The following is a 26,049-nucleotide window of genomic DNA, read 5'->3' as shown; positions in this document are numbered from 1 at the left end:
CGAATGAAAATAAGCCTTCAACTTTATGACATACACGCCATATTAGCTATAATGCGCGACAATTTTCTAAGAGTAAAAGTGACGATATGAATTCTCTGTTTGCCAGTACGGCCCGTGGGCTGGAAGAGCTGTTAAAAACTGAACTGGAAGCCCTGGGTGCGCAAGAGTGCCAGGTAGTTCAGGGTGGTGTCCATTTTGAGGGCGACACGCGGCTTATTTACCAGAGCCTGATGTGGAGCCGTCTGGCGTCGCGCATCATGCTGCCGATGAAAGAGTGCAAGGTCTATAGCGACCTTGATCTCTATACCGGCGTACAGATGATCGACTGGACAGAGATCTTCACTCCGAATGCCACCTTTGCGGTGCATTTCAACGGCGTGAATGATGAGATCCGCAATAGCCAGTACGGTGCCCTGCGCGTTAAAGACGCCATTGTGGACTGCTTCACCCGTAAAAATAAGGAACGTCCGAACGTCGATCGCGAAAATCCGGATCTGCGTATTAACGTCTGGCTGAACGGCGACACCGCGAGCATCTCTCTGGATCTGAGCGGCGCAGGCCTCCACCTGCGCGGTTACCGCGACCGCACGGGTATGGCTCCAATCAAAGAAACCCTCGCCGCAGCCATTGTGATGCGCTCCGGCTGGCTGCCGGGTACCCCGCTGCTGGACCCGATGTGTGGTTCTGGTACATTGCTGATTGAAGCTGCCATGCTGGCCACCGACCGTGCCCCGGGCCTGCACCGTGGTCACTGGGGCTTCAAGGGCTGGGCACAGCACGATGAAGCACTGTGGAAAGAGGTCAAAGACGACGCGCAGACCCGTGCGCGTAAGGGCCTGGCGGAATACACCTCCCATTTCTATGGTTCGGACAGCGACCCGCGCGTCATTGAACGTGCCCGCAGCAACGCCCGTCGCGCCGGTATTGGCGAGCTGGTCACTTTCGAAGTGAAAGACGTGGCGAACCTGACCAACCCGCTGCCAAAAGGTCCATACGGTACCGTTATCAGTAACCCGCCATATGGTGAGCGTCTGGACAGCGAACCGGCGCTGATTGCCCTGCACAGCCTGTTGGGCCGCAATATGAAAGATTACTTTGGCGGCTGGAATCTCTCCCTGTTCAGTGCTTCACCTGAATTGCTGAGCTGCCTGCAGCTGCGTGCCGATCGCCAGTTTAAGGCGAAAAACGGTCCTCTGGACTGCGTGCAGAAGAACTACCACCTGGCAGAGAAAGCGGCGGACAGCAAACCGTCGGGCGTGGCGGAAGATTACGCCAACCGTCTGCGCAAGAACCTGAAGAAATTCGAGAAATGGGCGAAGCAGGAAGGTATTGAATGCTACCGCCTGTACGATGCTGATCTGCCGGAATACAACGTGGCGGTTGACCGCTATGCGGACTGGGTGGTGATTCAGGAATACGCCCCACCGAAAACCATTGATGCGCAAAAAGCGCGTCAGCGTATGCTGGACGTCATTGCGGCAACCATCGCCGTGCTGGGTATTGCGCCAAACAAACTGGTGCTGAAAACCCGCGAACGTCAGAAAGGCAAAAATCAGTACCAGAAAATGGGTGAGAAGGGCGACTTCATTGAAGTGGGCGAATACAACGCTCGTCTGTGGGTTAACCTGACTGACTACCTTGATACCGGTCTGTTCCTTGACCACCGTATCGCCCGCCGCATGCTCGGACAGATGAGCAAGGGCAAAGATTTCCTCAACCTGTTCTCCTATACCGGCAGCGCCAGCGTGCATGCGGGGCTGGGTGGCGCTCGGAGCACGACCACGGTGGATATGTCCCGCACCTATCTGGAGTGGGCGGAGCGTAACCTGCGTCTTAACGGCCTCACCGGGCGTCAGCATCGTCTGATGCAGGCCGATGTGCTGGGCTGGTTGCGTGACACCAATGAACAGTTCGATCTGATCTTTATCGATCCGCCTACCTTCTCCAACTCCAAGCGTATGGAAGATAGCTTTGATGTGCAACGCGATCACCTGCGCCTGATGACCGACCTGAAGCGCCTCCTGCGTAAAGGCGGCACGATTATGTTCTCGAACAACAAACGCGGCTTCCGTATGGATCATGACGGCTTAGCAGCCCTGGGGCTAAAAGCACAAGAAATCAGCCAAAAAACGCTGTCTCAGGATTTCGCCCGTAACCGTCAAATCCATAACTGCTGGTTGATTACCGCGGCCTGAAAGGAAAAATAAATGTCTTTAATTAGTATGCACGGCGCGTGGCTCTCTTTCAGCGACTCACCGCTTCTCGATAATGCAGAACTGCACATCGAAGATAACGAGCGTGTCTGTCTGGTGGGCCGTAATGGCGCGGGCAAATCCACGTTGATGAAAATCCTCAACCGTGAACAGGGTCTGGATGACGGGCGTATTGTTTACGAGCAGGATCTTATCGTTTCTCGCCTGCAGCAGGACCCGCCGCGTCATGTGACCGGAAGCGTTTACGATTTCGTGGCTGAAGGTATTTCTGAGCAAGCAGAATACCTGAAGCGTTATCACGAGATTTCACATCTGGTGATGACTGACCCGAGCGATAAGAATCTCAACGAACTGGCGAAAGTGCAGGAGATGCTCGATCACCACGGTCTGTGGCAGCTGGAAAACCGTATTAATGAAGTGCTGGCACAGCTCGGTCTGGAAGCCGATATGGAGCTGTCAGCGCTCTCCGGCGGCTGGCTGCGTAAAGCGGCACTGGGCCGCGCGCTGGTCAGCGGACCGAAGGTTCTGCTGCTGGACGAACCGACGAACCACCTGGATATCGAAGCGATTGACTGGCTGGAAGGGTTCCTGAAAACCTTCAGCGGCACCATCATCTTTATCTCTCACGACCGTTCGTTTATTCGCAATATGGCGACGCGCATTGTCGATCTCGATCGTGGCAAACTGGTTACCTATCCTGGCGATTACGACACCTATCTGCTGGAGAAAGAAGAAAACCTGCGCGTGGAAGAGCTGCAGAATGCGGAGTTTGACCGCAAGCTGGCGCAGGAAGAAGTCTGGATCCGTCAAGGCATCAAAGCCCGTCGTACACGTAACGAAGGTCGCGTTCGTGCGCTGAAGGCAATGCGCCGTGAGCGTAGCGAGCGCCGCGAAGTGATGGGCAGCGCCAAAATGCAGGTGGAAGAGGCGTCCCGTTCCGGCAAGATTGTCTTCGAAATGGAAAACGTTAACTATCAGGTTGACGGTAAAGTGCTGGTGAAAGACTTCTCGGCGCAGGTTCAGCGTGGTGACAAAATTGCACTGATTGGTCCGAACGGTTGCGGCAAAACCACGCTGTTGAAACTGATGCTGGGCCAATTGCAGGCTGACAGCGGTCGTATCCACTGCGGCACCAAGCTTGAAGTGGCCTACTTCGATCAGCACCGCGCAGAGCTGGATCCGGACAGAACGGTGATGGATAACCTCGCTGAAGGTAAGCAAGAGGTAATGGTAAACGGCAAGCCGCGCCATGTGCTGGGCTACCTGCAGGACTTCCTGTTCCATCCGAAACGTGCGATGACGCCGGTACGTGCGCTGTCAGGCGGTGAGCGCAATCGTCTTCTGCTGGCACGTCTGTTCCTGAAGCCAAGTAACCTGTTGATTCTCGATGAACCGACGAACGACCTGGATGTCGAAACCCTGGAATTGCTGGAAGAACTGATCGACGGTTATCAGGGGACGGTGATGCTGGTTAGCCACGATCGTCAATTCGTGGATAACACCGTGACCGAGTGCTGGATCTTCGAAGGTGAAGGGCGAATTGGTCAGTATGTCGGCGGTTATCACGATGCAAAAGGGCAGCAGTCGCAGTCTCTGGCGCAGAAACAGTCAAAGTCCAAAATAAGTTCTGAACCTGCTGTAACAAAAGCAGAAACTGTCAAGAAAAGCTCGGCTAAACTAAGCTATAACCTGCAGCGCGAACTGGAGGGGCTACCGCAGCGTCTGGAAGAGCTGGAGGCCGCGCTTGAAGATCTGCAAGCTCAGGTTGCTGATGCGACATTCTTTACCCAATCGCACGACTATACTCAGAAAATACTGGCTGAACTGTCCGCGGCTGAAAAGGCCCTGGAAGAAGCATTTGAGCGCTGGGAGTACCTTGAGTCTCTGAAAAACGGCGCATAAACAGGGATAACATATGTGTGACCAGCACCATGCCGACAGGCATATATTATGCTCGCAATGCGATATGCTCGTGGCGTTGCCAGAGCTTGGTCACGGACATAAAGCGCTGTGTCCACGTTGCGGCGCAACGTTGACAACCGAGTGGGACGCGCCGCGGCAGCGTCCCACTGCTTACGCTCTGGCAGCATTGTTCATGCTGCTACTCTCCAATCTTTTCCCGTTTATCTATATGAAAGTGGGCGGAATTACCAGCCAGGTGGATTTACTCGAAATCCCGGGCGTGATGTTCTCAGAAGATTACGCCAGCCTCGGCACCTTTTTTCTGCTCTTCGTCCAGATAGTCCCGGCTTTTTGCCTGGTCGTTATCCTGCTGCTGGTGAACCGCGTCAGGATGCCGTCGTCACTGAAAATCAAACTCGCGCGCATCCTTTTTCAGCTTAAAAGCTGGGGGATGGCCGAGATCTTTCTGGCGGGGATTCTGGTCAGTTTTGTGAAGCTGATGGCGTATGGCGACGTGGGGATTGGCAGCAGCTTTATCCCCTGGTGTCTGTACTGCGTCCTGCAGCTGCGCGCCTTCCAGTGTGTGGACAGGCGCTGGGCGTGGGACGATATCGCGCCAGCACCGACGCTTGCGCAGACGGTAAAGGTCGGGGTGCCCGGTATTCGTCAGGGGCTACGCTCGTGTCCGTGCTGTACCGCCGTGCTGCCCGCCGATCTCGACGTTTGTCCGCGCTGCGAAACGAAAGGGCACGTGCGGCGTAAAAACAGCCTGCAGTGGACGATGGCACTACTGGTGACCTCTGTCATGCTGTATCTACCAGCCAATATCTTGCCGATTATGATCACCGATCTGCTGGGCGACAAAATGCCCTCGACGATCCTGGCCGGGGTGATATTGCTGTGGGGTGAAGGTTCGTATCCGGTTGCCGGTGTGATCTTTATCGCCAGTATTATGGTGCCAACCCTGAAAATGATCGCGATCGCCTGGCTTTGTTGGGATGCGAAAGGTCACGGTAAACGCGACAGCGAACGCATGCACCTGATTTATGAAGTGGTCGAGTTTGTCGGACGCTGGTCAATGATTGACGTGTTTGTTATTGCCGTTCTCTCTGCACTGGTGCGGATGGGCGGATTGATGAGTATTTATCCCGCGATGGGGGCATTAATGTTTGCACTGGTCGTGATTATGACTATGTTTGCGGCCATGACCTTCGACCCTCGTTTATCGTGGGATCGTGAGCCTGAATCAAGCCATGAGGAAGAGTAAGAGCATGGAAAATAAGAGTGGAGAGGCGAAAGTGCAGAAGGTCAAGAACTGGTCACCGGTGTGGATTTTCCCCATCGTGACGGCGCTGATCGGGGCATGGATCCTGTTTTATCACTACAGCCATCAGGGGCCGGAAGTGACGCTGATTACCACCAATGCCGAGGGGATTGAGGGCGGTAAAACGACCATCAAGAGCCGCAGCGTGGATGTGGGTGTGGTTGAAAGCGCAACCCTGACCGATGATTTAACGCATGTAGAAATCAAGGCGCGCCTCAATGCTGGCATGGAAAAACTGCTGCATGGCGATTCCGTGTTCTGGGTGGTTAAGCCTCAGGTGGGGCGTGAGGGGATCAGTGGCTTAGGGACGCTGCTTTCGGGCGCCTACATTGAGCTGCAACCTGGCGCTAAGGGTAACCAGCCAGCCAAATACCAGCTTTTGGATTCACCGCCGCTTGCACCGCCTGATGCCAAGGGTATCCGCGTGATCCTCGACAGCAAAAAAGCAGGTCAGCTCACGGCGGGTGACCCGGTCCTGTTCCGTGGCTACCGCGTCGGCTCGGTTGAGAAAAGCACGTTTGATCCGCAGAAACGCGCGATCAGCTATCAACTCTTCATCAATGCACCAAACGATCGACTGGTCACCAGCAACGTCCGTTTCTGGAAAGACAGCGGGATCGCGGTGGATCTGACATCGGCAGGCATGCGCGTTGAAATGGGCTCGCTGACCACCCTGTTTGGTGGCGGCGTGAGTTTTGACGTGCCGGAAGGCCTGGATTTGGGGCAGCCAGTTACAGAGAACACCGCTTTCCGTCTCTTTGACGATCAAAAAAGCATTCAGGATGCGCTCTATACCGATCATGTTGACTTCCTGATGTTCTTTAAAGACTCCGTTCGTGGGCTGCAGCCGGGGGCACCCGTTGAGTTCCGCGGCATTCGTCTTGGTACGGTTGGGCAGGTTCCGTTCTTCGTTCCGGGACTTCAGCAGATGCTGGATGATGATTACCGCATTCCGGTGCTGATCCGCATTGAGCCGGAACGTTTGCTAAATCAGATTGGCGAAAATCAGGATATTGCCACCCATATCTCTCAACTGATGGAACGCGGTCTGCGTGGGTCGCTGAAAACCGGTAACCTGGTGACAGGTGCTCTGTATGTGGATATGGACTTCTACCCGAAAGCTCCGCCGATTACCGGTATCCGTGAATTCGGTGGCTACAAGATTATCCCAACGGTGAGCAGCGGTCTGGCGCAGATCCAGCAGCGCCTGATGGAAACGCTGGATAAGATTAACAATCTGCCACTGAATCCGATGATTGAAGCGGCGACAGGCTCGTTGCATCAGAGTCAGGAGACAATGCGACGTCTGCAAGCCACGCTGGATAACATCAACAAGATCACAGCGAGCCAGAGCATGCAGCAACTGCCACAGGATATGCAGAAAACGTTGCGTGAGCTGAACCGCAGTATGCAGGGCTTCCAGCCGGGTTCTGCGGCTTACAACAAGATGGTGGCTGATATGCAGCGCCTTGATCAGGTCTTACGTGAACTGCAACCAGTGCTGAAGACGCTCAATGAGAAGAGCAACGCGCTGGTGTTCGAAGCGAAAGATAAAAAGGATCCTGAGCCTAAGAGGGCAAAAGAATGAATAAGTGGCTATTGATGGTTGGCGCTCTGCTATTAACGGCGTGCAGTTCAGGGGTAGAGAATAAAAGCTACTACCAGTTGCCTGTTAGTACGCAGAATAGCGGGCAAAGTACGGCCAGTCAGGGAAATCGTCAGCTCTGGGTTGAGCAGGTTGCCGTGCCTGATTATCTGGCAGGAAACGGCGTGGTCTATCAGACCAGCGACGTTAAATACGTGATTGCGACCAACAACCTGTGGGCCAGCCCGCTGGATCAGCAACTGCGCAACACGCTGGTGGCCAATCTGGGCAGTCAGCTTCCGGGCTGGGTTGTCGCTTCGCAGCCGCTGGGTAACGATCAAGATACGCTGAACGTCACCGTAACAGGCTTCCACGGCCGTTATGACGGTGCGGTGGTGATCAGCGGTGAGTGGTTGCTGAATCATCAGGGGCAGCTGATTAAGCGTCCTTTCCATCTGGAGCTGAAGCAGCAGAAAGATGGCTATGACGAAATGGTGAAAGTCCTGGCTCAGGGTTGGGCACAGGAATCGGCCAGTATTGCCAGGGAAATTTCCCGGCTTCCATAAGTAAAATTCATCGTCAAAAACCGCAATCGGTCTGCCACTGATTGCGGTTTTTTTTTCGTTTTCACTTCAGATTGTTACTTGTGCCGGGTCACAATTTTTGTACAAATGATCTTCCAGCTAGCTCACAAATATGACACCCGTATGAATTTTGAACATTGACGCTGCGACTAATTCAAGGTATTCGTTATCTGTGCCTGTGCATTTGTGCAGACACTGTTTTCTTTCCACCAGACAAAAGAATGAGGGAAACGAGGCATGAAGAGACAGAAACGAGATCGCCTGGAACGGGCTCATCAACGTGGTTATCAGGCCGGCATCGCTGGACGTTCTAAAGAAATGTGTCCTTATCAGACGATAAACCAAAGGTCACAATGGCTTGGAGGCTGGCGAGAAGCCATCGGCGACAGGGCACTCATAGCCTGATAACGTCTCTTTAAAAAAAGAAACCTCCGCAATGCGGAGGTTTCGCCTTTTGGAGATTGCGAAAAGCAATATCAGAACGCGGAAGTGTCCTGGAACAGACCCACTTTCAGGTCGCTCGCGCTATAGATCAGGCGACCATCGACCAGCACTTCGCCATCCGCCAGGCCCATAATCAGGCGACGGTTAACAATGCGCTTGAAGTGAATACGATAGGTCACTTTCTTCGCAGTAGGCAGAACCTGACCGGTGAATTTCACTTCGCCAACACCCAGTGCGCGGCCTTTACCTTCACCACCCAGCCAGCCCAGATAGAAGCCAACCAGCTGCCACATTGCATCCAGGCCCAGACAGCCAGGCATTACCGGATCGCCAATAAAGTGGCAACCGAAGAACCACAGGTCCGGATTGATATCGAGTTCTGCTTCTACGTAACCCTTATCGAAGTTGCCGCCGGTTTCGGTCATTTTCACGACACGGTCCATCATCAGCATGTTCGGGGCCGGTAACTGTGGGCCTTTCGCACCAAACAGTTCACCGCGACCAGAGGCAAGAAGATCTTCTTTTGTATAGGATTCGCGTTTATCTACCATGTTCTCAGTAAGCCTTATTTTAGTGAAGGACGCAGGATAGCTAACACGTGTACGCTGAACAAGTCCGATCAGTTCGAACCAAACCAGCCCAACCAGCGTAACGGCCATGGATAACGATGACGAGCATCCTGCTGTGTCGCCTGAGCAATGCGTTCCTGAATAGTCTGCATCAGGGTGGTTTGCCCTTCGCCATCCCATACCAGGTTTGTCAGTAAGGGTAGTGCATCCTCAATCCCTTCGATGGCCCAGATGGCGAATTGCTCTTGCTCCACCGCATCCAGAATATCCTGACTGAGGCTCAAATGGCGTGCATTGGGAGCAGGAATAATCACACCCTGTTTGCCATTTAAACCGCGCTGCTGACAGATAGAGAAGAAGCCTTCAATTTTTTCATTGAGGCCTCCCACTGGCTGGGCACGACCAAATTGGTCCACCGAACCGGTGATCGCGATGTTCTGATTGATGGGCACTTCGGCCAGGGCGCTGATTAGGGCGCACAGTTCTGCCATAGAGGCGCTATCACCATCGACTTCGCTGTAGGACTGCTCAAACGTCAGCGAGGCGGAGAAGGGGATCTGTTGCTCAAGCTGCAGCTCTGACATCAAAAACGCCTGCATGATCATCATGCCTTTTGCGTGAATGTTTCCGCCGAGCTCGGCTTTCCGTTCTATATCGGTGAACTCGCCATCGCCAATATGGACAACGCAGCTGATACGGGACGGTTCGCCGAAAGCGCGCGGATGGCCAGGAAACTCAATCACCGACAGGGCGTTGATCTGTCCGACGCGTTCGCCTTCGGTCTCGACCAGAATTTGTTCCAGCAGAATTTCATCCTGCATACGGTCAGCAAGATAGCCTTCTCGCCACTCACGCTGAGCCAGCATCTGTGTGAGCTGTTCTCCGGTGAACGCACCGTTACCGCTGATCACACCCACTTCACGCAGCTGTTTGCTGATCCAGAGTGGACAGAGGGGCAGCGTTTCCTGGTCACCGGTATAGCGCACCGCTTCGCGAATCAAGCCTGGCCACGCGTCAGCCGCAGGTGTTGGCAGCGAAAAACGTTCAGCAACCGCCATTACCCACTGGCACCACTGCGCCATATCGTCGGCATCGGCAATCTGGATGTTGTCTTCGTACTCGCTGTAGACCGCCTGCTCAGCCAGTTCCGGTTCCATTTCCTGGAAGTCTGCCAGAGATTCGCGGTCACCCGTCAGCACGACGGTCAGTGACAGAGGCATAGAGGGAACAGAGACAGGCAGAGGACGGGACTCATCGTAGCCGACCCAGTCAAAACGTTGCTGGTTCACAATCGTTTTCAGACGCATCCACAATAGCGGCTGCGAGAGTAGGGTACGCAGTGAGATGATAAGCACACCGCCATTTGCGCGATGTACCAACCCCGGTTGCAGCGAAAGTTCACCATTAAACTGGCGCAGACAACCAAAGAGTTGTTCAGCCTCGACCCAGTTAGCGGTAATCACTTCACCTTTAACGGCAAAACGTCCATCAGCCTGAGCTGCTGGTTCGAAAGTGACATCATGTCCCGCGATACGATATTCGCCGCCAAAGACTGCATTCGCTTCCGGCTGCAACTGGCGCATGGCGTCCCCAAGAAGCGTCAGGTATTCCGCTTCTTCCGGGGCTTTAAGCAGCATGAAGGGCGCTGTTGCCCATGGGCTTAACACCTGCTCCAGCGCATAATGCAAACGTGGTTGCGTATCGCTAAGGATGAATTCGTGTTCTTTTGCGAGATCTGGCTGTGCAAACAGTTCCTGATAACTCTCGGTATCCGGAACAAGGTCACGCCATGCAAGTTTCGTAATGGTCAAAGTTGATGTTTTTTAGTCAGATGTAAAAGCGTGGAGTATACCGTAAGCGAGGGGGACTACCCAAGCAGGATTGGGGATTTCGACAGGGGGATTGCCTGCATTCACTCACAGATATGATTTCTTTTCAGCAGATTGCTAAAAAACTGATATTCTGAACAGAGTTACGTGGTAACACTGAGATCGCAATGAAATATCAACAACTGGAAAATCTCGAAAGCGGCTGGAAATGGAAGTACCTGGTCAAAAAGCACCGTGAAGGGGAGTTGATCACCTGCTACATCGAAGCCAGCGCAGCGCAAGAAGCCGTGGATATTTTGCTGACCCTCGAAAATGAACCGGTACAGGTTAACGGCTGGATTGAGAAGCACATCAATCCTGCGTTGTTAAACCGAATGAAGCAAACTATCCGTGCGCGACGCAAACGACATTTTAATGCGGAGCATCAGCACACTCGCAAAAAATCAATCGACCTTGAGTTCGTGGTCTGGCAGCGCCTGGCGGGTCTGGCACAACGGCGTGGTAAAACGCTGTCGGAAACGATTGTGCAGTTGATTGAGGATGCGGAGCATAAAGAGAAGTACGCTAACCAGATGTCGACGCTGAAGAACGACCTTCAGGCATTGTTGGGCAAAAAATAGACTTTTGTTTTCTTCAGACAATAAAAAACCCCGCATTGCGGGGTTTTTTTATAAGACGATAACTTATGCCGCTGGCTGAGTTACAACGTCTTTGATGCCTTTAACTTCGATCTCAACGCGACGATCTGGAGCCAGGCAGTCGATCAGTGCAGCGCGAGCTTTCACGTTGTCACAGGTGTTGCCAGTAACTGGGTTAGATTCGCCCATACCACGTGGGGAGATCTTGTTAGCTGGGATACCTTTAGAGATCAGGTAATCAACAACAGACTGAGCACGTTTTTCAGACAGTTTCTGGTTGTAAGCGTCAGAACCGATACGGTCGGTGAAGCCCAGAACCACTACAGAACCATCTTTAGGATCCAGGTTGCTCAGCTGAGAGTACAGCTGATCCAGTGCCTGCTGGCCTTCTGGTTTCAGAGTTGCTTTGTTGAAGTTGAACAGAACGTCAGACTTCAGAGTGAAGTGCTTGGTCTGTACTTCTGGAGCTGGAGCCGGCGCTGGAGCAACAACTGGTGCTGCTTCTTCCTGCTGGCCGAAACGGTAGGAAACACCTACGCTCAGCATGCCGTTGTCTGGACGAACACCAACGGTGTTGCCGTCGCCGATGTTGTTAACCCACTGGTATTCCAGACGAGTAGCGATGTCACGGGTCATAGCCCACTCAACGCCACCAGCGAATACTGGGGAAACACCGGTGTCATGGTCGTCACCAGACTGGTTGTTGCTGGAGTCAGCGCGCCATACCATGCCGCCCAGACGGGTGTACACGTCCAGATCGTCAGTTACTGGGTAACCCAGTTTAGCGGTCAGCTGAACGCCCTGTGCTTTGAAAGCGCCGTTTTTGGTGTCGCCTTTGTATGGCATACGACCTAACCAGTCGTAACCCATTTCAAAACCAACATACGGGTTAACCTGATAGCCACCGAACGCACCTGCACCAAGCTGGCTCTCGTGAGTCGGGCCATCGTTGTTCAGTTTGCTGTTGTACCAGCCGGTGTCGTGGAACTGAGACCAGCCCAGTTTACCACCTGCATACCAGGTATTATCTTTCGGAGCGGCCTGCGCTACGGTAGCGAAGCCAGCCAGTGCCACTGCAATCGCGATAGCTGTCTTTTTCATTTTTTGCGCCTCGTTATCATCCAAAATTCGCCATGAAAATCTCAAGAGAGAATCACGGTTAAATCCTTCACCGGGGGGCGTGGTCAAATATAAATCTACCGATATCTTCGGCTTAGGCCGAGCACCCCTGGCGATGTAAAGTCTACAACGTAGCTGAAAACTTACAAGTGTGAAGTCCGTCAGGCATATGAAAAAAAAAGTTCCGTATACCTTTTATTTAACATTTTTTGCGCGAATTTTGTGCAATAAAATTAAGGAGAACCGCACCAGACAAGCCTTGCCGCAATTTTGAGGCAGGGAACTAAAAACACATCTTGTGGTCAAAAAAAATTCCAGGAAAAATCTTAATTTCACTCAATGATACAAATTTGAGTGAATTTTTAGCCCAGAAAGTTGTCCTCTGCGGTAAGAATCTGGACGAACCGGGCGCATGATAAACCCGATCGCACTCCCTTCTTCAGCCGCTTCAGTCAGACGAAAATGTTCCTCTTCCGTCAATTCCTCTGGTAACCATCCAATCACTACACTGTAATTTCCTGTGCGTAAAGCCCGGATCATCGACTCGACGGTATCGCAAGGAGAGAGTTGATTAATTTGCATGACCTTTGTCAGTGGAAGTCCGGCGGACTGAACCCATTCACGGCTCAGTTTTTGCTGTGGCGTCAGCCAAAGCTGCCAGCGAGACTGCTGACCAAGCTGCTGTAATAACGGCAGCAGCAGTAGTTGAGTTAACAGAGGCTGATCCTCACGATAAACCACTTCGCTAATTAGCCCTGTCGAAACACTGCCAACGGTGTTCTGCGCTACGTTGCCAGCGGTAGAAGTGATAAAGGTTGAGCGATTTGCATAGCCTGAAGTGTGCATATTCATTCCAGCCCTGTGGTTACTGTATGGATATACAGTAACCCCTGTATGCATAAAGATCAACCTCATTTTCGGAAAGCGACTCGCAAAATTCATTCAATATTGATGCCCCTTGAAAAATCATCTTGCCCAACAGCGATAAGTTGCCTATTTTCCTGCTAACGGATCCGCTAGTAAGAAACTTCGTTGTTAATTTATGATTTATAAGGAAATATCATGAAAAAGATATCTTATGAACGGATCTATAAATCCCAGGAATATCTGTCTCCGCTGGGGGACATTCAACATCGGGCACTGTTCGGTGGCTATACACTAGCTGTGGATGATGCGGTCTTTGCCATGGTGTCAGAGGGAGAACTCTACCTTCGCGCCTGTGAGGAAAGTGCGAAATACTGTGTAAAGAATGCCGCCTCGTTTTTGACACTCATGAAACGGGGACGTCCGGTGCTTCTGAACTATTTTCGAGTGGATGACGGATTATGGCAGGACAGGGAGCGTTTGCTCCAGCTCTCCTCGTTCGCACTGAGAGCGGCAAGAAAAGAGCGCTTTCAGCGCCATCAACGAAACCGGCTTAAGGATCTTCCGAACCTGACGTTTCAGCTTGAGGTCTTGCTTTTTGAAGCGGGTATTACCGATGAAGAAACACTTCGGACACTTGGTGCGAAAGCGAGCTGGCTGAAGATGCGGGCAAAAAATAAAGCACTCAGTATTAAAGTGCTTTTCGCGCTGGAAGGTGCTATTGAGGGACTTCATGAAGCGGCACTCCCGGCGGGAATACGCCGGGAGCTGACGGAGTGGTTTAATGCGCTGCCTGAACCACAGGAGAATCACTCCTCCAGGTAGCGATTTGCTGTTGCAGTCGGCAAATTTCTGGCAGCAGAGCGATAAGCAGACCAATTTGCTGAAGAACCAGTGGCGCTTTGCTGTCGTTTCCTGGATCAAGATGGATAATGCGCTGGGCCAGTTCGTCCAGAGCCTGTTGAACACGCGGTTCATCGGCTGGCCGGTGATGAAGTGCGTCATCGACATAACAGACGGCATCATCCAGCAAGGTGAGGATACCCGGGTTGGTGAGTTTCTCACGGTGGGCACCCAGCGTGGAAATATAGCTGGTGAAGGTATGATTCAGACAGAGCAGGCGGAACGCCGTCTCACGAATCTCTGCGGTGGCACGAGGCTCTGTTGACATGTTAGAGACAACCGAGGCCAGTTCAGCATCGCTGTTGTGCGCATCGCGGCGTGCGATCCGGTAAGCCAGACGGTTATCGCGGCCCTGATGGTACTGTTCAAGGATGGCATCAAGGTACCGGCAGTTGGCATTCATAGCCCTGTCTAACACGCGCGGCAAATTACGGAAACGCCAGTCTGGCCAGATAAAGCTGACAGCCGCCCAGGCGATCGCACAGCCAATAAGGGTATCGATCACACGTGGCAGGGCGACCTCAAACCCTTCACCAAGCAGGTTAAAGCAGAGAAGAACCAGCAGCGTGATGAACATGGTGGCGTGGGCGTACTGCACATTGCGAAAGGCGAAGAACAACACACCGGTGATCACGATCAGGATCAGTTGGCCTTCAACGGACGGCACGAAATAGAGGACCGGCAGTCCAATGGCGACACCGACCAGCGTGCCGAGAATACGCAGCGCAAGGCGGTGTCGGGTGGCATTGTAGTTCGGCTGGCAAACGAACAGGCTGGTCAGCAGGATCCAGTAGCCATGTTGCAACCCGGTTATCTGGATAAAGGCATAACCGACGCACAATACCAGCGACATTCTCACCGCGTGACGAAAGAGAGCCGACTCCGGCGTAAAGTTGCGGCTCAGTCGCAACCACATATCGCTAAAACTGTGGACGCTGTCATCCGCAAGCTGATTTTCCGCATCACTGCCGGGTAACGCCATTGCCTGTTCTGACTCAATGGTCGCCAGCTGAGCATCTATCGCCCGCAGGTTATTCAGCAGATATCCCAGAGCTTTAATATGTTCCGGTGCTGTTCCGCTGGCCTGAACGCGGTCAATGGCTGCATCAAGATGGCTAAACACACGTTCAAAACGTGGGTCATGCTGATAAGGCGTGCGCAGCAGAATAGAGCGTGCGAGCTGCTGGCATGCCTGGGATTGCATGGACAGCAGTCGCTGGAAGCGGAACATCACGTCGCTGTAGCGGAACTTCTCGCGCAGGGCGGCATACTGAACATGCGAGGAGCTGGCACGCTCATGTATATCCTGAGCGGCGAAGTAATAGTGTAACGTTCTTCTCGTTCCACGCTGACCGCGATCGCCGCGCAGACGGGTAAGCAGTGACGCTTTGGTCTGGTTAAGGGTGGCAACCAGTTGGCCGTTTGCCAGAGCCAGATCGTAGAGCGGGGCCTGGCTTTCTTCTTCGATATCCGGGTCGAAAAGCCGGGATTTTAGCTCCAGATAGTGAGCTAACTGTTCATAGCTACGGGCAAGGTTATCCTGCAGAGGGCGTACCGGGAAGATCAGATGACCGGTTAGCGTCAGCAGGTTATACCAGATGGCGCCCAGCAACAGCAGAACCGGCTGCTGGTACCACTGGTCGTACAGGGAAACGCCCAGCATGGTGTAAATGGCGATCAGCAATGCACCAAACGCGATGGTGGCATAGCGCTGCCCAAGGCCGCCCAACAAAATAAAGCCACTGGTTGAGAGCGTAAGACCCAGGGCAAACAGCCAGGGCCACGGAAAGAGCAACTCAACGGAAGCGGACGCAATAAAAAAACAGACCAGCGTAATCACCAGGTTACGCAAACGTCCGGCCAGACGATCGTCCAGATCCGCCAGCGCCCCTGCAACCACCCCCAGCGTGAGCGGAATGGTGAGCTTGACATCATTCAACCACCACGGCAGAGCTACCGTGCCGCAAAGCGCGATAAAAATCCTGACGTTATAAAGCCAGGTGCTGTTCCAGGTATAACGGCGAAGCAGTGGGCTTAGCATAAGCGCGGCCAGTCCTTATTTACTGAAAACGACGACGAGCATTTGCTTCACGTGCTGCCTGAGCCACTTCAACCGGAACAACCCTGCGCCCGACGGGCCAAAGGGCGATCGCGGCGATTTTAAAGTTCGCGATCCCGACCGGAATACCAATAATCGTGATGCACTGGGCAATACCCGCAAAAATATGCATGATGCACAGCCACCAGCCGAAGAATATCAGCCACAGAATGTTGAGCAGGGTGCCGCCCGTGTTCATCAACGCGTTTTTGCTCTCGGGATTCAGCTCGTCAACGTGGATGGCTTCATTTCCATACGGGATGAAGGAGAGTTTGGTGATTTCCCAGCATGAGCGGGTCAGGGGGAGTGTGAAAATCAGGACGATGCTCACCAGCGTGGCAAAAAGCCAGGAAAGGGTGGTGGCAAAACCGCCCAGCACAAAATTCAACACATTCAGAACGGTACGCATAAACCCTCACTTCCTTTCGATAAAATTAACGCCCAATGATTGTAACGTTTTTTTAGGCTGGAGCACCTTAAAACTGGCAGTTAAACTGTCAGGTAAATTATCTCTTCGTGGATTTGGCGGGACATGGAACTTAAAGCAACTTCATTAGGCAAACGCCTGGCGCAACACCCCTATGACAGGGTTGTTCTCCTCAATGCCGGGGTGAAAGTCTCCGGAGAACGCCATGAATACCTTATTCCGTTTAATCAACTTCTGGCTATCCACTGCAAACGTGGGCTGGTGTGGGGGGAACTGGAGTTCGTTCTGCCTGATGATAAAGTCGTGCGTCTTCACGGCACCGAGTGGGTGGAGACCCAGCGTTTCCATCATCATCTGAATGCGCTCTGGCAGCAGTGGAGCCAGGACATGAGCGTGATTGCCGCCCAGGTACTGCAGCAGGTGCTGGATGATATCGCGCAAAGCAACGCGCAAAACACGTGGCTTACCCGCCAGCAGACCGCCGGGTTACAGCAAAAAATCAGGCAGGCGCTCTCCGCGCTGCCGGTATCCGTGACGCGTCTCGATGAGTTCGACAATTGCCGCGATGCCTGGCGTCAGTGTCAGGCCTGGCTAAGCGATATGGATAAGAGCCGGTTTGCCCATAACCAGGCCTGGACTGACACCATGCTCACCCGATACGCCGATTTTTTCAGTACGGTTGAATCTTCACCACTCAATCCTGCCCAGGCGCGTGCGGTGGTTAACGGTGAGCAGTCCTTGCTGGTGCTCGCGGGAGCCGGGAGCGGTAAAACGTCGGTGCTGGTGGCGCGCGCGGGCTGGCTGCTGACAACCGGGGAAGCCGTTGCTGAACAAATACTGCTTCTGGCTTTTGGCCGCAAGGCTGCCCAGGAGATGGACGAGCGTATCCAGGAACGCCTGCACACCCAGGATATTACGGCCAGAACCTTCCATGCTCTGGCGTTGCACATCATTCAGCAGGGCAGCAAAAAAGTGCCTGCGGTGAGTAAACTGGAGAACGACACGCAAGCGCGTCAGGCTTTGTTTATCAAAACATGGCGTCAGCAGTGCAGTGAGAAAAAGGCGCAGGCAAAAGGATGGCGTCAGTGGCTGGAGGAAGAACTCAACTGGGAGGTGCCTGAGGGCAGTTTCTGGCAGGATGAAAAACTGGCGCGGCGGCTGGGCTCGAGACTTGACCGCTGGGTAAGCCTGATGCGAATGCACGGCGGATCGCAGGCTGAAATGATTGAAAGTGCGCCGGAGGAGATCCGCGATCTGTTTTCAAAGCGGGTTAAACTGATGGCTCCGATGCTAAAAGCCTGGAAAACTGCCCTGAAAGCGGAAAATGCTGTCGATTTCTCTGGCCTGATCCATCAGGCCATTATCATTCTTGAGAAGGGGCGCTTTGTCAGCCCGTGGAAACATATTCTGGTGGATGAATTCCAGGATATCTCGCCGCAACGCGCAGCATTGCTTTCAGCGTTACGGGCACAAAACAAGCACACGTCGTTGTTTGCCGTGGGTGACGACTGGCAAGCCATCTATCGCTTCAGCGGTGCGCAGCTTTCACTGACGACCGCATTTCACCACTATTTTGGCGAAGGCGATCGCAGCGATCTGGATACCACCTACCGCTTCAACTCCCGTATTGGTGAAATCGCCAATCGCTTTATCCAGCAGAACCCGCATCAGCTGGCCAAGCCGCTTAATAGCCTGCGGCCAGGAGATAAAAAAGCGGTCACCCTGCTGGCGGATGACCAGCTGGAACCGCTGCTGGACAAGCTCAGCGGCTATGCAAAGCCTGATGAACGTATTCTGGTGCTGGCGCGATACCATCATCTCAAACCCGCAGCGCTGGAGAAAGCGGCCACGCGCTGGCCGAAACTGCAGCTTGAATTTATGACGATCCACGCCAGTAAAGGCCAGCAGGCCGACTATGTGATTGTGATAGGGCTGAAAGACGGTAGCGACGGTTTTCCGGCTCCGGCTCGTGAGTCAGTCATGGAGCAGGCTTTACTGCCGATACCGGAAGATTTCCCGGATGCCGAGGAACGACGTTTGCTGTATGTGGCCATCACCCGCGCGCGTCATCGCGTGTGGCTGCTGTTCAATAAAGAGGAACCATCCGTGTTTGTCGATATTTTGAAGAATATTGATGTGCCGGTGGCGCGGAAGCCATAACGCCGCCGGGCAAGGATGGGTAGGCCGGGTAAGGCGTAGCCGCCACCCGGCAAAAAAAGCTACTTCAATCTCTCTGAAAGATAACGCTGATAGTCCGGAATAAGGATATCAACCGGCGAGTTAAACTGCGGCGATTCGATGATAAAATCTGCCGTTGAAAGGTTAGTCGCCACTGGAATATTCCAGACAGTGGCAAGGCGCAGCAGTGCCTTCACGTCCGGGTCATGCGGAACCGCATTCAGCGGATCCCAGAAGAAAATCAGCACATCAATTTTCCCCTCAGAAATCTGCGCACCTACCTGCTGATCACCACCCATCGGGCCGCTTAGCATGGCATTGACCTCAAGACCCGTTTCGCGCTGGATCAGGTTACCGGTTGTGCCGGTCGCAGATAGGGTGTGCTTTTCCAGCAAAGACTGATGGCGGCGAACCCAGTTAAGCAGCATTTGTTTACAGTGGTCGTGCGCAACCAGCGCAATGTGTTTGCGTTCAGGTAGCGTGCGTGTTGTCAGTTCCATAATCGTATCCATCAGGTTAACTGGCTACACGATGACGGGAACTGTCTGACGCTGCAAGAGAAAGGCGAAAAAAATGTGGCTTATGATGAAGGTTGTTGCTTCGCCCATTGTAAAAAGCGGGCTCGCGTATCCGGATCGGCCTGCTGGAACCAGAATTTAAGGCGTTGTTCCGTCAGGGTTTGGGACTGAGGAGGAATGACATCCAGTTCAGACACCCCGGATAACAGCGTACTGTCGTCTGCCATCATAGTGGCAAACTGGGGAAGCGATGCACGTTTACCTGCTTTGTTGTAGGTCTGGGTTGCGGCCTCATAATCCGGCCCTTTAGGGGATGTGGTCAACGCCAGAATATCAAGCTTCACCGGAATGGGCATCGCATCGCCATCCAGCAGCTCAACGCGTGGTGAGGTGTCAAAGGCCGCAGACTCTTTCTCCGTTTCAAGGCGGGGCAGGGTGATGTTCACCTGACTGATTTGCCGGGTATTAAAACTGACGATCAGCGGCGGGGAGATGTACATCCGTTGTTCATGATTAGCAAGGCCGATCGACTTTTCTACCCGGAAGACCAGCTGATGAGGCCCGTTATCTAGCTCGATGCTGTCTGCGCCGCGTAATAATGAGCTGGAGACTTTTTTTCCGTCCAGAACCAGCAGATCAATGTCGGTAGAGAGCCGGAGCGTGGTCGCAAAGACGCAAACCGGCATCACTAATGCAATCACAGCAGTGGCAATTCCGGTTTTCATAGAAGGCTCCTGTCAGAAATACTGATGTTGCATTAATGTATCTAAATCTTTCGAAAATCATCTTTACTAACATATAGACATATTTCACGGTTTTGCCCTCATACATCTGTATGGGATGGATGGTTGAGATGTGCGCTTTGGCGTACACTTTGAAAAAAACCAGGAGACAAACCATGAGAGAGAACGATATTGCCGAGATTTTGACCTCCACGCGCACCATTGCGCTGGTGGGCGCGAGCGATAAACCGGAACGTCCAAGCTATCGGGTCATGAAATACCTTCTCGATCAGGGTTATCACGTTATCCCGGTGTCACCGAAGGTGGCCGGTAAAAGCTTACTGGGCCAGCAGGGATACGCCACCCTGAACGACGTACCTGAAAAAGTGGATATGGTTGATGTTTTCCGCAATTCTGAGGCGGCGTGGGAAGTGGCGCAAGAGGCCATCGCTATCGGTGCGAAAACGCTATGGATGCAGTTAGGGGTTATTAACGAGCAGGCTGCTGTGCTGGCTCGCGAGGCCGGTTTGAACGTGGTGATGGACCGCTGTCCGGCGATTGAAATCCCTCGCCTGGGGCTGGCGAAGTAATAAAAAAAAGCCCGATAATCGGGCTTTCTTACACGCTTAGTTCCGCAGGCGTGGAGCCTGTAACTGTTTGCGGATAGTCTGAGCAAGTTCATCCATCGTGGGTTGCTCCGGATGTTCTTCCTGTAGTTCGCTACTCAGCTGCGCTTCAGCAAGATAGGTGTGAACGGGTTGTCCATCGTCACCTTCCATCACCACATGATACCAGGGCGCAGCGCGAAGCTCGGCGTTGACCGCCAGCTCGTCTGCAGACGGTTCATCAAGAGAATACTCCGGGTCGATATCCACGACCACACCCAAATACCCTAGCAAAGTGTGGCGGACCTGCTGGCCGATACCGAATTTGCTGGCAATCATAGTCACCTCCCGGGAAATACGACTTACACGTTATGTGCGGGCAATATTTCTCTTTTCAAGTTACATGACGCGACAGGCAAACCCTTTCAGATAGAGCCCTTCCGGGTAGGTAGCAATCACCGGGTGATCGGCTGCCTGACGGAACTGCTCTATAAATTGTACATCACGACCAGCATCTATTGCGGCATCGGCGATGATTTTTTGGAATAAATCGGTGGTCATCAGCCCGGAGCAGGAGAAGGTGAGCAGCACCCCACCCGGGTTCAGCAGCTGGATGGCCAGCATGTTGATATCCTTATACCCACGGCAGGCGCCCATCAGCTGGCTTTTGTTTTCCACAAACTTTGGCGGATCCATCACGATGACGTCGAACTTCTCGCCCTGATCGCGATATTTACGCAGCAGCTTGAAGACGTCGTCGCGAACAAACTCGGCTTTGCTCAAGTCCAGTTTGTTCAGCTCGACGTTCTGTTTTGCCACGTCCAGCGCTTCCTGCGAGGTATCCACGCTGACCACCTGGGCACAACCGCCCATCAGCGCCGAAACGGCAAAACCGCCGGTGTAGGAGAAGCAGTTCAGCACGCGTTTGTCGGCAACGTACTGACGCGTAGCCAGGCGGCTGTCGCGCTGGTCGAGGTAGTAACCCGTTTTGTGCCCGCCCTGAATATCCACCAGCAGCTTCATACCGTGCTCTTCAATCGGCAGCAGGGCAGGCGGCAGCTCGCCTGTCACTGGACCCTGGGTCAGCTCCATTCCTTCTTTTTTACGCACGACCACATCGCTGCGGTCGTAAATGGCGCATTCCGGGAACAGCGTTTGCAGCGCGCTAATCAACGCCGCACGTTGATATTCAGCACCAGCACTCAGGAGTTGCAGTACCAGGAAGTGACCAAAGCGGTCAATGGTGACGCCCGGCAGGCCGTCGGACTCGCCGGCAATCAGGCGGTAGCTGTCCAGTCCGTCGCGTTTTGCCAGCCAGTCGCGCCACTGCTGCGCCTGCTGCAGACGGCGAACAAAGAAGTCGATGTCGATGGTTTCATCTTTATCGAAGGTCCAGACGCGGGCACGGATCTGGGACGCAGGCGAGTAAGCACCTCGCGCTAACCATTTCCCCTGATGGTCAACGATATCAATGGTTTCACCGAGGCTGGCTTTACCTTCCATACGGGCAACCGCGCCGGAAAAGACCCAGGGATGACGGCGCAGTAATGACTTCTCGCGCCCTTTGGCTAACACTAAACGTACACTCATAATTTGCTGTTCTGTCGATTTCAGGAAATGGCGCGTAGAGTAGCACATTCAGCAAGGCGCAATCATCTGCGGATACCATTGAGCGTTTCGGCACAAAATCAAATCGCTTAAGCACATTACGGCATTGTCGCGTGCTTTACCTTAGGGCTTCCGGTTCGGCAAAGGAAACCCCATGAAAAAGCACAGTGTAATCGCAATAACCGCTCTGGCGGCAATGAGTTTTCAGGTTTTAGCAGCAACACCTTTCAGCATCACCAGCCAGGATATCTCTGGCGAACGCCGGTTGGCGCAACAGCAGGTGTTTGAGGGATTTGGCTGCCACGGTGGAAATAGCTCTCCACAGCTGGCGTGGAAAAATCCGCCCGCCGCGACGAAAAGTTTTGCCGTCACGGTATATGATCCGGATGCGCCCACCGGTAGCGGCTGGTGGCACTGGACTGTAGCCAACATTCCCGCGCAGATGCATACGCTGCAAGCCGGGGCGGGTAACCCGAATGGTGAGAAATTACCTGCCGGCGTTGTGCAGGGACGTAATGATTTCGGTTATTCTGGTTTCGGCGGTGCATGTCCACCCGCAGGGGATAAGCCTCATCGCTATCAGATTACCGTCTCGGCTCTGGACGTAGATAAACTGCCCGTCGACAAAAATGCCAGCGGCGCGCTGGTCGGCTTTATGATCAATAGTCACGTTCTGGCAAAGGCTCAGTTAACAGCAACCTACAGCAGATAAGGATGGCGGGGTGCAGGAGTTCCATTTTCGACATAAACATCTCACGGCGGGTGAAGTGAGTGCCAGCAAAATGCATCGCCTGCACCAGGTTAAGCTCTTTTTTCCGGCTATTTGTCACATCACTCACGGCAGTAAGATAATTGTTCAGGATGACAACCGGCTGGTGGCGACACGGGATGAGCTCATCATTATCCCTGCTAATACGGTGATGGAGATTATCAATCAGCCCGCGAACGGCATGTTTCGATCGGACTTGCTGATGTTGTCTCCGGAGATCGTTGCCGAGTTTAAAGCGCATTATCTGAAATCCTGGCCGCGCACGACGCTACATTCGCTCTGTGCCCCACTGAGCGAGGGGCTGGCGTTTATGTGGGATAACCTGCTGCATGCCGTGCGTCAGGATTTACCAGAGGCGTTACAAAAGCATCAGGCCTTCGGTCTTTTACTGGCATTGCTGCATGATGGCGTGGCAGGTCCGCTGCTTATTGAGCGAAATATTAACCTGACCGAACAGGTACGGCAGTTCATCATGCTGTCGCCCGCCAGAGCCTGGACCGCGCAGGACATCGCCAGCCGTCTGGCCCTGAGTGTGCCGACGCTTCGCAGACGGTTACGTGAAGAGTCGCAGAGCTTTCGCCAGATTGTGGAGGAGGTGAGGATGGCCGTCGCGCTGTCACAGTTACAGTCAACCCGATTACCGATTGGCGAAATCGCATTACAATGTGGGTATCTTTCCAGCTCTCGTTTCACCGCTCGTTTTCGGCAACACTATGGCTGTTTACCGAAAACGCTACGTTAAGGAGAAGCAAAATGGCAAAAGTCTGCACCATCGCCTGGGTTCACGGTGTCGTTCAGGGCGTCGGCTTCCGCTACAGCACCCAGCGCGAAGCGATTGAGCTTGGGCTAACGGGATACGCGCGAAACATGGATGACGGCAGCGTTGAGGTGGTCGCCTGCGGCGAAGCGGAGCAGGTCGATAAGCTGGTGGCGTGGCTGAAAGCGGGCGGTCCGCGCAGCGCGCGGGTTGATAAGGTGTTAACAGAACCGCATCAACCCGGTCGGGACTACGTTAACTTCGGTATTCGCTACTAAATACATTTCACCGGTTTTGGCAGGCCGGCAATTTTGGTGGCCTGCTTTGCCGGGCCTTTAGGGAACAGACGATACAGATAGCGGCTGTTACCTTTCTCTTCACCGAACTTATTGGCCATGGCCTTGACCAGCATGCGGATAGCCGGAGAGGTGTTAAATTCGAGGTAGAACTCGCGCACAAAACGCACCACTTCCCAGTGTTCGGGGGAGAGGGTAATCCCTTCGTTTTCCGCAATTCTCTCCGCCAGCGGCTCGCTCCAGAGCGTTGTATCTTTCAGATAGCCTTCGCTATCGGTCTCAATTTCCTGGCCTGCAAAAATCAACATAATCTTCTGTCGTGTGTGAAAAAACCGGCAACAGTGTAGCAAAAAAACGGCCGCAGGATAAACCGTGACCTACAGGAGTAGCTGTAGCAGATTGTTGGCATTGAGCTTTTTCAGTGCGTTGCATTTATGGGTCGAAACCTGTTTCTCTGACATATCCGTCACGATGGCAATGTGGCGTACCGGCAACCCGGTAAGCATGAGATCGAGCACGTTGAATTCAAGGCCGGTAAGACAGCAGTCAAGACTTCGAACGCGGCGAGGCTCTTTTGCCAGCAAATATGCCGCATCTGCGACGGCGATCCTGTCATCGATGATATAAAGGGTTAACGTACTGAAACGCTTGCGTAAATGCGTCGCCAGCGCCCACCCCTTTTCATTGCAGACCAGATAAAGGCTGCCTTTCCAGCGGGCGGTTTCCAGTCTGAGCAAAATGGTTATCAGCGCCTGATGCGTAGCCGCCACGGAAAAACGGCAGCGCACAACAAGCACGCGGCGGGTAAGCAGCGATGGTTGCCATTGTACGGTGTCGCTTTGGACCTCTAACTGAACGCCCCGACGAAGCAGCGCGTAGCGCAACCCTTCGGCGTAAAATCGATTATTGTCGAGAATGGCGTAACTCACGGTGACCTCGTTATAACGTGCTGGGCGTATAGATAACGCGCAGAGTGCCGGTATAGTCGCCCGCGTTTTTGCTGCTGGCAGCAAACGCAGGGGTTTTCAGGATAATAGGCGCAGGAATGCACAGTACGCTTTCTCGTCCGCCGGGCAGCACGACCTGGCGCAAATACTGCGGATCGTTAGTGCCTTGCCAGACCATCGTTTTACCGTTCGCGACGGATTCGGTTGCGCCTGTTATTGGATTGGTGACGGAGACCCGATAATCGAGACGATCCCGCGCATCCATCTGGCTACCACCGCGCCGCCTGATAGAAAACGCGCCTTCGGCACGGTCCGCAGACGTAAGTCCATCGTCCTCAAACCGAAGATAGGCGCGGGTGCTAGTACTGTTTTTGCCGTCGTACAGGCACATATCCAGCGTGTTTTCCCCCTGGATCTCGCTGCCCCCTGGCCGTCCCGGAAAATTGGTCAGGTTGAGGTTAACAATGGGCGTTGAGTGCGGAAATGCCGGCAAATAAATCTGCTGATTACCCGGATCGACCACTTCAATGCGTATATTTGCCTGCCAGTTGGCGATGGTGAGATAGCCAGGACAACCGACATTAACGTCATTGAAGTTCCCGCCGCAGTCGGCGCTTCCCCATTGACGCAGGTTCTGCTTCAGCGTTGCTGTCCAAATCCCCGGCAGGGCGAGCTTATCCAGCTCGCTTTTCACGATATAGAAATCGAAGTAGGGCTCTCTGTTCCAGGCGCTGAGATCGTTCGTTCCACCCGTGACAAAGCTGGCGAAGGTAAACACTTTATTGTTGATAAACATGTAGTGATCGCCATACACCTTGATATCCACCGTTTTGCTGGTGAGGGCATGCGTAAAACGTAAATTGATGGCGTAGGGCGCGGCCGGGTTCCCGGAGAACCAGACGGGAGCGTTCATGCAGGCTCCGTACGTGGTGTCAGTCCTGGAAAGACAGGTCAGTGTATTACGCCCCCACTTTTGCGGATCGGCGGTATCATAACCGCCTGATTCATGAAGCCAGATATCGAAACGCGCGGGCGGTGCCGTGCGGTCGAAGCTGATCCCTGCGCTGGTGTTTCGTCCCGCGGGGGCGCCCGCCAGCGTCTGGCCGGCCCACAGGCTTAAGAACAGTAAAAAAAAGAGGTACTTAATCAC

General features: G+C 53.5%; 26 protein-coding genes. 13 read left to right on the top strand and 13 right to left on the bottom strand.

The genetic code is table 11. The features are described from left to right. Positions 1-86: 86 nt before the first annotated feature. The 6 genes from rlmKL (at position 87) to rmf (ending at position 8,013) form a co-directional block, all read left to right on the top strand. Positions 87-2,195: a bifunctional 23S rRNA (guanine(2069)-N(7))-methyltransferase RlmK/23S rRNA (guanine(2445)-N(2))-methyltransferase RlmL gene (rlmKL, locus tag WB237_RS09195; RefSeq protein WP_114978358.1), complete on the top strand. Its 2,109-nt coding sequence runs from the start codon at positions 87-89 to the stop codon at positions 2,193-2,195. Between the two features lie 12 nt (positions 2,196-2,207). Then, a complete protein-coding gene (locus WB237_RS09190) occupies positions 2,208-4,115 on the top strand; it encodes an ABC transporter ATP-binding protein (RefSeq protein WP_114978357.1) in 1,908 nt (635 codons plus the stop codon). A gap of 13 nt (positions 4,116-4,128) precedes the next feature. Then, complete coding sequence (gene pqiA / locus WB237_RS09185; RefSeq protein WP_028019218.1) at positions 4,129-5,382, top strand: membrane integrity-associated transporter subunit PqiA; 1,254 nt, start codon at positions 4,129-4,131, stop codon at positions 5,380-5,382. A gap of 4 nt (positions 5,383-5,386) precedes the next feature. Then, positions 5,387-7,027, top strand: coding sequence for an intermembrane transport protein PqiB (gene pqiB, locus WB237_RS09180; RefSeq protein WP_336212462.1), 1,641 nt, complete (start codon positions 5,387-5,389; stop codon positions 7,025-7,027). Further along, entirely contained in the window at positions 7,024-7,590 is a 567-nt protein-coding gene (gene pqiC / locus WB237_RS09175) for a membrane integrity-associated transporter subunit PqiC (protein WP_028019216.1), read from the top strand. Before pqiB ends, pqiC begins: the two co-directional genes overlap by 4 nt. Positions 7,591-7,845: 255 nt before the next feature. Then, complete coding sequence (gene rmf / locus WB237_RS09170; RefSeq protein ID WP_013097261.1) at positions 7,846-8,013, top strand: ribosome modulation factor; 168 nt, start codon at positions 7,846-7,848, stop codon at positions 8,011-8,013. Positions 8,014-8,084: 71 nt separating this feature from the next. On the opposite strand, the gene fabA is transcribed toward rmf, so the two are convergent. Next, positions 8,085-8,603 carry a 3-hydroxyacyl-[acyl-carrier-protein] dehydratase FabA gene (fabA, locus tag WB237_RS09165; protein ID WP_008499931.1) on the bottom strand — a complete coding sequence of 173 codons (519 nt, stop codon included), beginning with the start codon at positions 8,601-8,603 and terminating at the stop codon, positions 8,085-8,087. 68 nt (positions 8,604-8,671) lie between these two features. Beyond that, complete coding sequence (locus tag WB237_RS09160; RefSeq protein ID WP_129996285.1) at positions 8,672-10,432, bottom strand: AAA family ATPase; 1,761 nt, start codon at positions 10,430-10,432, stop codon at positions 8,672-8,674. Positions 10,433-10,617: 185 nt separating this feature from the next. Between WB237_RS09160 and matP the strand changes: the two genes are divergently transcribed. Beyond that, the gene (matP, locus tag WB237_RS09155) at positions 10,618-11,070 is read left to right on the top strand and encodes a macrodomain Ter protein MatP (protein WP_008499929.1); all 453 of its coding nucleotides are present in this window, start codon (positions 10,618-10,620) and stop codon (positions 11,068-11,070) included. A 63-nt stretch (positions 11,071-11,133) separates the two neighbouring features. On the opposite strand, the gene ompA is transcribed toward matP, so the two are convergent. Next, positions 11,134-12,189 carry a porin OmpA gene (gene ompA, locus WB237_RS09150; protein WP_129996284.1) on the bottom strand — a complete coding sequence of 352 codons (1,056 nt, stop codon included), beginning with the start codon at positions 12,187-12,189 and terminating at the stop codon, positions 11,134-11,136. 354 nt (positions 12,190-12,543) lie between these two features. After that, on the bottom strand, positions 12,544-13,053 hold the full coding sequence (gene sulA, locus WB237_RS09145) for an SOS-induced cell division inhibitor SulA (RefSeq protein ID WP_129997117.1): 510 nt from the start codon (positions 13,051-13,053) through the stop codon (positions 12,544-12,546). A 216-nt stretch (positions 13,054-13,269) separates the two neighbouring features. On the opposite strand from sulA, the gene WB237_RS09140 reads away from it, so the two are divergent. Next, entirely contained in the window at positions 13,270-13,896 is a 627-nt protein-coding gene (locus WB237_RS09140) for a TfoX/Sxy family DNA transformation protein (protein WP_129996283.1), read from the top strand. Here WB237_RS09140 and yccS read toward each other — a convergent pair. After that, positions 13,853-16,015, bottom strand: a complete 2,163-nt coding sequence (gene yccS / locus WB237_RS09135; protein WP_336212454.1) for a YccS family putative transporter — start codon at positions 16,013-16,015, stop codon at positions 13,853-13,855. The genes WB237_RS09140 and yccS overlap by 44 nt on opposite strands. A 19-nt stretch (positions 16,016-16,034) precedes the next feature. After that, on the bottom strand, positions 16,035-16,481 hold the full coding sequence (locus WB237_RS09130; protein ID WP_023335159.1) for a YccF domain-containing protein: 447 nt from the start codon (positions 16,479-16,481) through the stop codon (positions 16,035-16,037). 123 nt (positions 16,482-16,604) lie between these two features. Here WB237_RS09130 and helD point away from each other — a divergent pair, with 123 nt between their 5' ends. Then, a complete protein-coding gene (gene helD / locus WB237_RS09125) occupies positions 16,605-18,659 on the top strand; it encodes a DNA helicase IV (protein ID WP_336212451.1) in 2,055 nt (684 codons plus the stop codon). Between the two features lie 59 nt (positions 18,660-18,718). On the opposite strand, the gene mgsA is transcribed toward helD, so the two are convergent. Further along, positions 18,719-19,177, bottom strand: coding sequence for a methylglyoxal synthase (gene mgsA, locus WB237_RS09120; protein WP_049006707.1), 459 nt, complete (start codon positions 19,175-19,177; stop codon positions 18,719-18,721). 80 nt (positions 19,178-19,257) lie between these two features. Beyond that, a complete protein-coding gene (gene csgI / locus WB237_RS09115) occupies positions 19,258-19,920 on the bottom strand; it encodes a curli synthesis inhibitor (protein WP_028019207.1) in 663 nt (220 codons plus the stop codon). A 173-nt stretch (positions 19,921-20,093) separates the two neighbouring features. Here csgI and WB237_RS09110 point away from each other — a divergent pair, with 173 nt between their 5' ends. Continuing rightward, a complete protein-coding gene (locus tag WB237_RS09110) occupies positions 20,094-20,507 on the top strand; it encodes a CoA-binding protein (RefSeq protein ID WP_336212448.1) in 414 nt (137 codons plus the stop codon). 36 nt (positions 20,508-20,543) lie between these two features. Here the strand turns inward: WB237_RS09110 and hspQ are convergent, their stop codons facing one another. Both hspQ and rlmI read right to left on the bottom strand, forming a co-directional pair. Continuing rightward, complete coding sequence (gene hspQ / locus WB237_RS09105) at positions 20,544-20,861, bottom strand: heat shock protein HspQ (protein WP_008499919.1); 318 nt, start codon at positions 20,859-20,861, stop codon at positions 20,544-20,546. Positions 20,862-20,921: 60 nt separating this feature from the next. Then, positions 20,922-22,112: a 23S rRNA (cytosine(1962)-C(5))-methyltransferase RlmI gene (gene rlmI, locus WB237_RS09100; protein WP_336212444.1), complete on the bottom strand. Its 1,191-nt coding sequence runs from the start codon at positions 22,110-22,112 to the stop codon at positions 20,922-20,924. Positions 22,113-22,284: 172 nt separating this feature from the next. Here rlmI and WB237_RS09095 point away from each other — a divergent pair, with 172 nt between their 5' ends. From WB237_RS09095 to yccX, 3 genes are read left to right on the top strand one after another with little or no spacing between them, the layout of a single operon-like run. Then, entirely contained in the window at positions 22,285-22,842 is a 558-nt protein-coding gene (locus WB237_RS09095) for a kinase inhibitor (RefSeq protein ID WP_336212442.1), read from the top strand. Between the two features lie 10 nt (positions 22,843-22,852). Further along, positions 22,853-23,641, top strand: coding sequence for an AraC family transcriptional regulator (locus WB237_RS09090; protein ID WP_108090326.1), 789 nt, complete (start codon positions 22,853-22,855; stop codon positions 23,639-23,641). An 11-nt stretch (positions 23,642-23,652) separates the two neighbouring features. Further along, positions 23,653-23,934, top strand: a complete 282-nt coding sequence (gene yccX / locus WB237_RS09085) for an acylphosphatase (RefSeq protein WP_336212439.1) — start codon at positions 23,653-23,655, stop codon at positions 23,932-23,934. Here yccX and tusE read toward each other — a convergent pair. The 3 genes from tusE to WB237_RS09070 form a co-directional block, all read right to left on the bottom strand. Next, on the bottom strand, positions 23,931-24,260 hold the full coding sequence (gene tusE, locus WB237_RS09080; protein ID WP_336212437.1) for a sulfurtransferase TusE: 330 nt from the start codon (positions 24,258-24,260) through the stop codon (positions 23,931-23,933). The genes yccX and tusE overlap by 4 nt on opposite strands. A 69-nt stretch (positions 24,261-24,329) precedes the next feature. Beyond that, positions 24,330-24,881, bottom strand: a complete 552-nt coding sequence (locus WB237_RS09075) for a LuxR C-terminal-related transcriptional regulator (protein ID WP_336212434.1) — start codon at positions 24,879-24,881, stop codon at positions 24,330-24,332. A gap of 10 nt (positions 24,882-24,891) precedes the next feature. Next, positions 24,892-26,049, bottom strand: coding sequence for a CfaE/CblD family pilus tip adhesin (locus WB237_RS09070; protein ID WP_336212432.1), 1,158 nt, complete (start codon positions 26,047-26,049; stop codon positions 24,892-24,894).

The organism is Enterobacter sp. P82, assembly GCF_037053385.1.
In the GTDB taxonomy this organism is placed as follows: domain Bacteria; phylum Pseudomonadota; class Gammaproteobacteria; order Enterobacterales; family Enterobacteriaceae; genus Enterobacter.
Note: the sequence above shows the minus strand (reverse complement) of the source record. Positions and strands in the feature narration are given on the sequence as shown.

Coding starts and splice junctions, on each gene's coding strand:
- hspQ (WP_008499919.1), bottom strand. CDS start 20,861: ATGATTGCCAGCAAATTCGGTATCGGCCAGCAGGTCCGCCACACTTTG.
- pqiA (WP_028019218.1), top strand. CDS start 4,129: ATGTGTGACCAGCACCATGCCGACAGGCATATATTATGCTCGCAATGC.
- WB237_RS09130 (WP_023335159.1), bottom strand. CDS start 16,481: ATGCGTACCGTTCTGAATGTGTTGAATTTTGTGCTGGGCGGTTTTGCC.
- pqiC (WP_028019216.1), top strand. CDS start 7,024: ATGAATAAGTGGCTATTGATGGTTGGCGCTCTGCTATTAACGGCGTGC.
- csgI (WP_028019207.1), bottom strand. CDS start 19,920: ATGAAAACCGGAATTGCCACTGCTGTGATTGCATTAGTGATGCCGGTT.
- rmf (WP_013097261.1), top strand. CDS start 7,846: ATGAAGAGACAGAAACGAGATCGCCTGGAACGGGCTCATCAACGTGGT.
- helD (WP_336212451.1), top strand. CDS start 16,605: ATGGAACTTAAAGCAACTTCATTAGGCAAACGCCTGGCGCAACACCCC.
- yccS (WP_336212454.1), bottom strand. CDS start 16,015: ATGCTAAGCCCACTGCTTCGCCGTTATACCTGGAACAGCACCTGGCTT.
- fabA (WP_008499931.1), bottom strand. CDS start 8,603: ATGGTAGATAAACGCGAATCCTATACAAAAGAAGATCTTCTTGCCTCT.
- sulA (WP_129997117.1), bottom strand. CDS start 13,053: ATGCACACTTCAGGCTATGCAAATCGCTCAACCTTTATCACTTCTACC.
- rlmKL (WP_114978358.1), top strand. CDS start 87: ATGAATTCTCTGTTTGCCAGTACGGCCCGTGGGCTGGAAGAGCTGTTA.
- matP (WP_008499929.1), top strand. CDS start 10,618: ATGAAATATCAACAACTGGAAAATCTCGAAAGCGGCTGGAAATGGAAG.
- tusE (WP_336212437.1), bottom strand. CDS start 24,260: ATGTTGATTTTTGCAGGCCAGGAAATTGAGACCGATAGCGAAGGCTAT.
- WB237_RS09140 (WP_129996283.1), top strand. CDS start 13,270: ATGAAAAAGATATCTTATGAACGGATCTATAAATCCCAGGAATATCTG.
- mgsA (WP_049006707.1), bottom strand. CDS start 19,177: ATGGAACTGACAACACGCACGCTACCTGAACGCAAACACATTGCGCTG.
- WB237_RS09095 (WP_336212442.1), top strand. CDS start 22,285: ATGAAAAAGCACAGTGTAATCGCAATAACCGCTCTGGCGGCAATGAGT.
- ompA (WP_129996284.1), bottom strand. CDS start 12,189: ATGAAAAAGACAGCTATCGCGATTGCAGTGGCACTGGCTGGCTTCGCT.
- yccX (WP_336212439.1), top strand. CDS start 23,653: ATGGCAAAAGTCTGCACCATCGCCTGGGTTCACGGTGTCGTTCAGGGC.
- WB237_RS09110 (WP_336212448.1), top strand. CDS start 20,094: ATGAGAGAGAACGATATTGCCGAGATTTTGACCTCCACGCGCACCATT.
- rlmI (WP_336212444.1), bottom strand. CDS start 22,112: ATGAGTGTACGTTTAGTGTTAGCCAAAGGGCGCGAGAAGTCATTACTG.
- WB237_RS09190 (WP_114978357.1), top strand. CDS start 2,208: ATGTCTTTAATTAGTATGCACGGCGCGTGGCTCTCTTTCAGCGACTCA.
- pqiB (WP_336212462.1), top strand. CDS start 5,387: ATGGAAAATAAGAGTGGAGAGGCGAAAGTGCAGAAGGTCAAGAACTGG.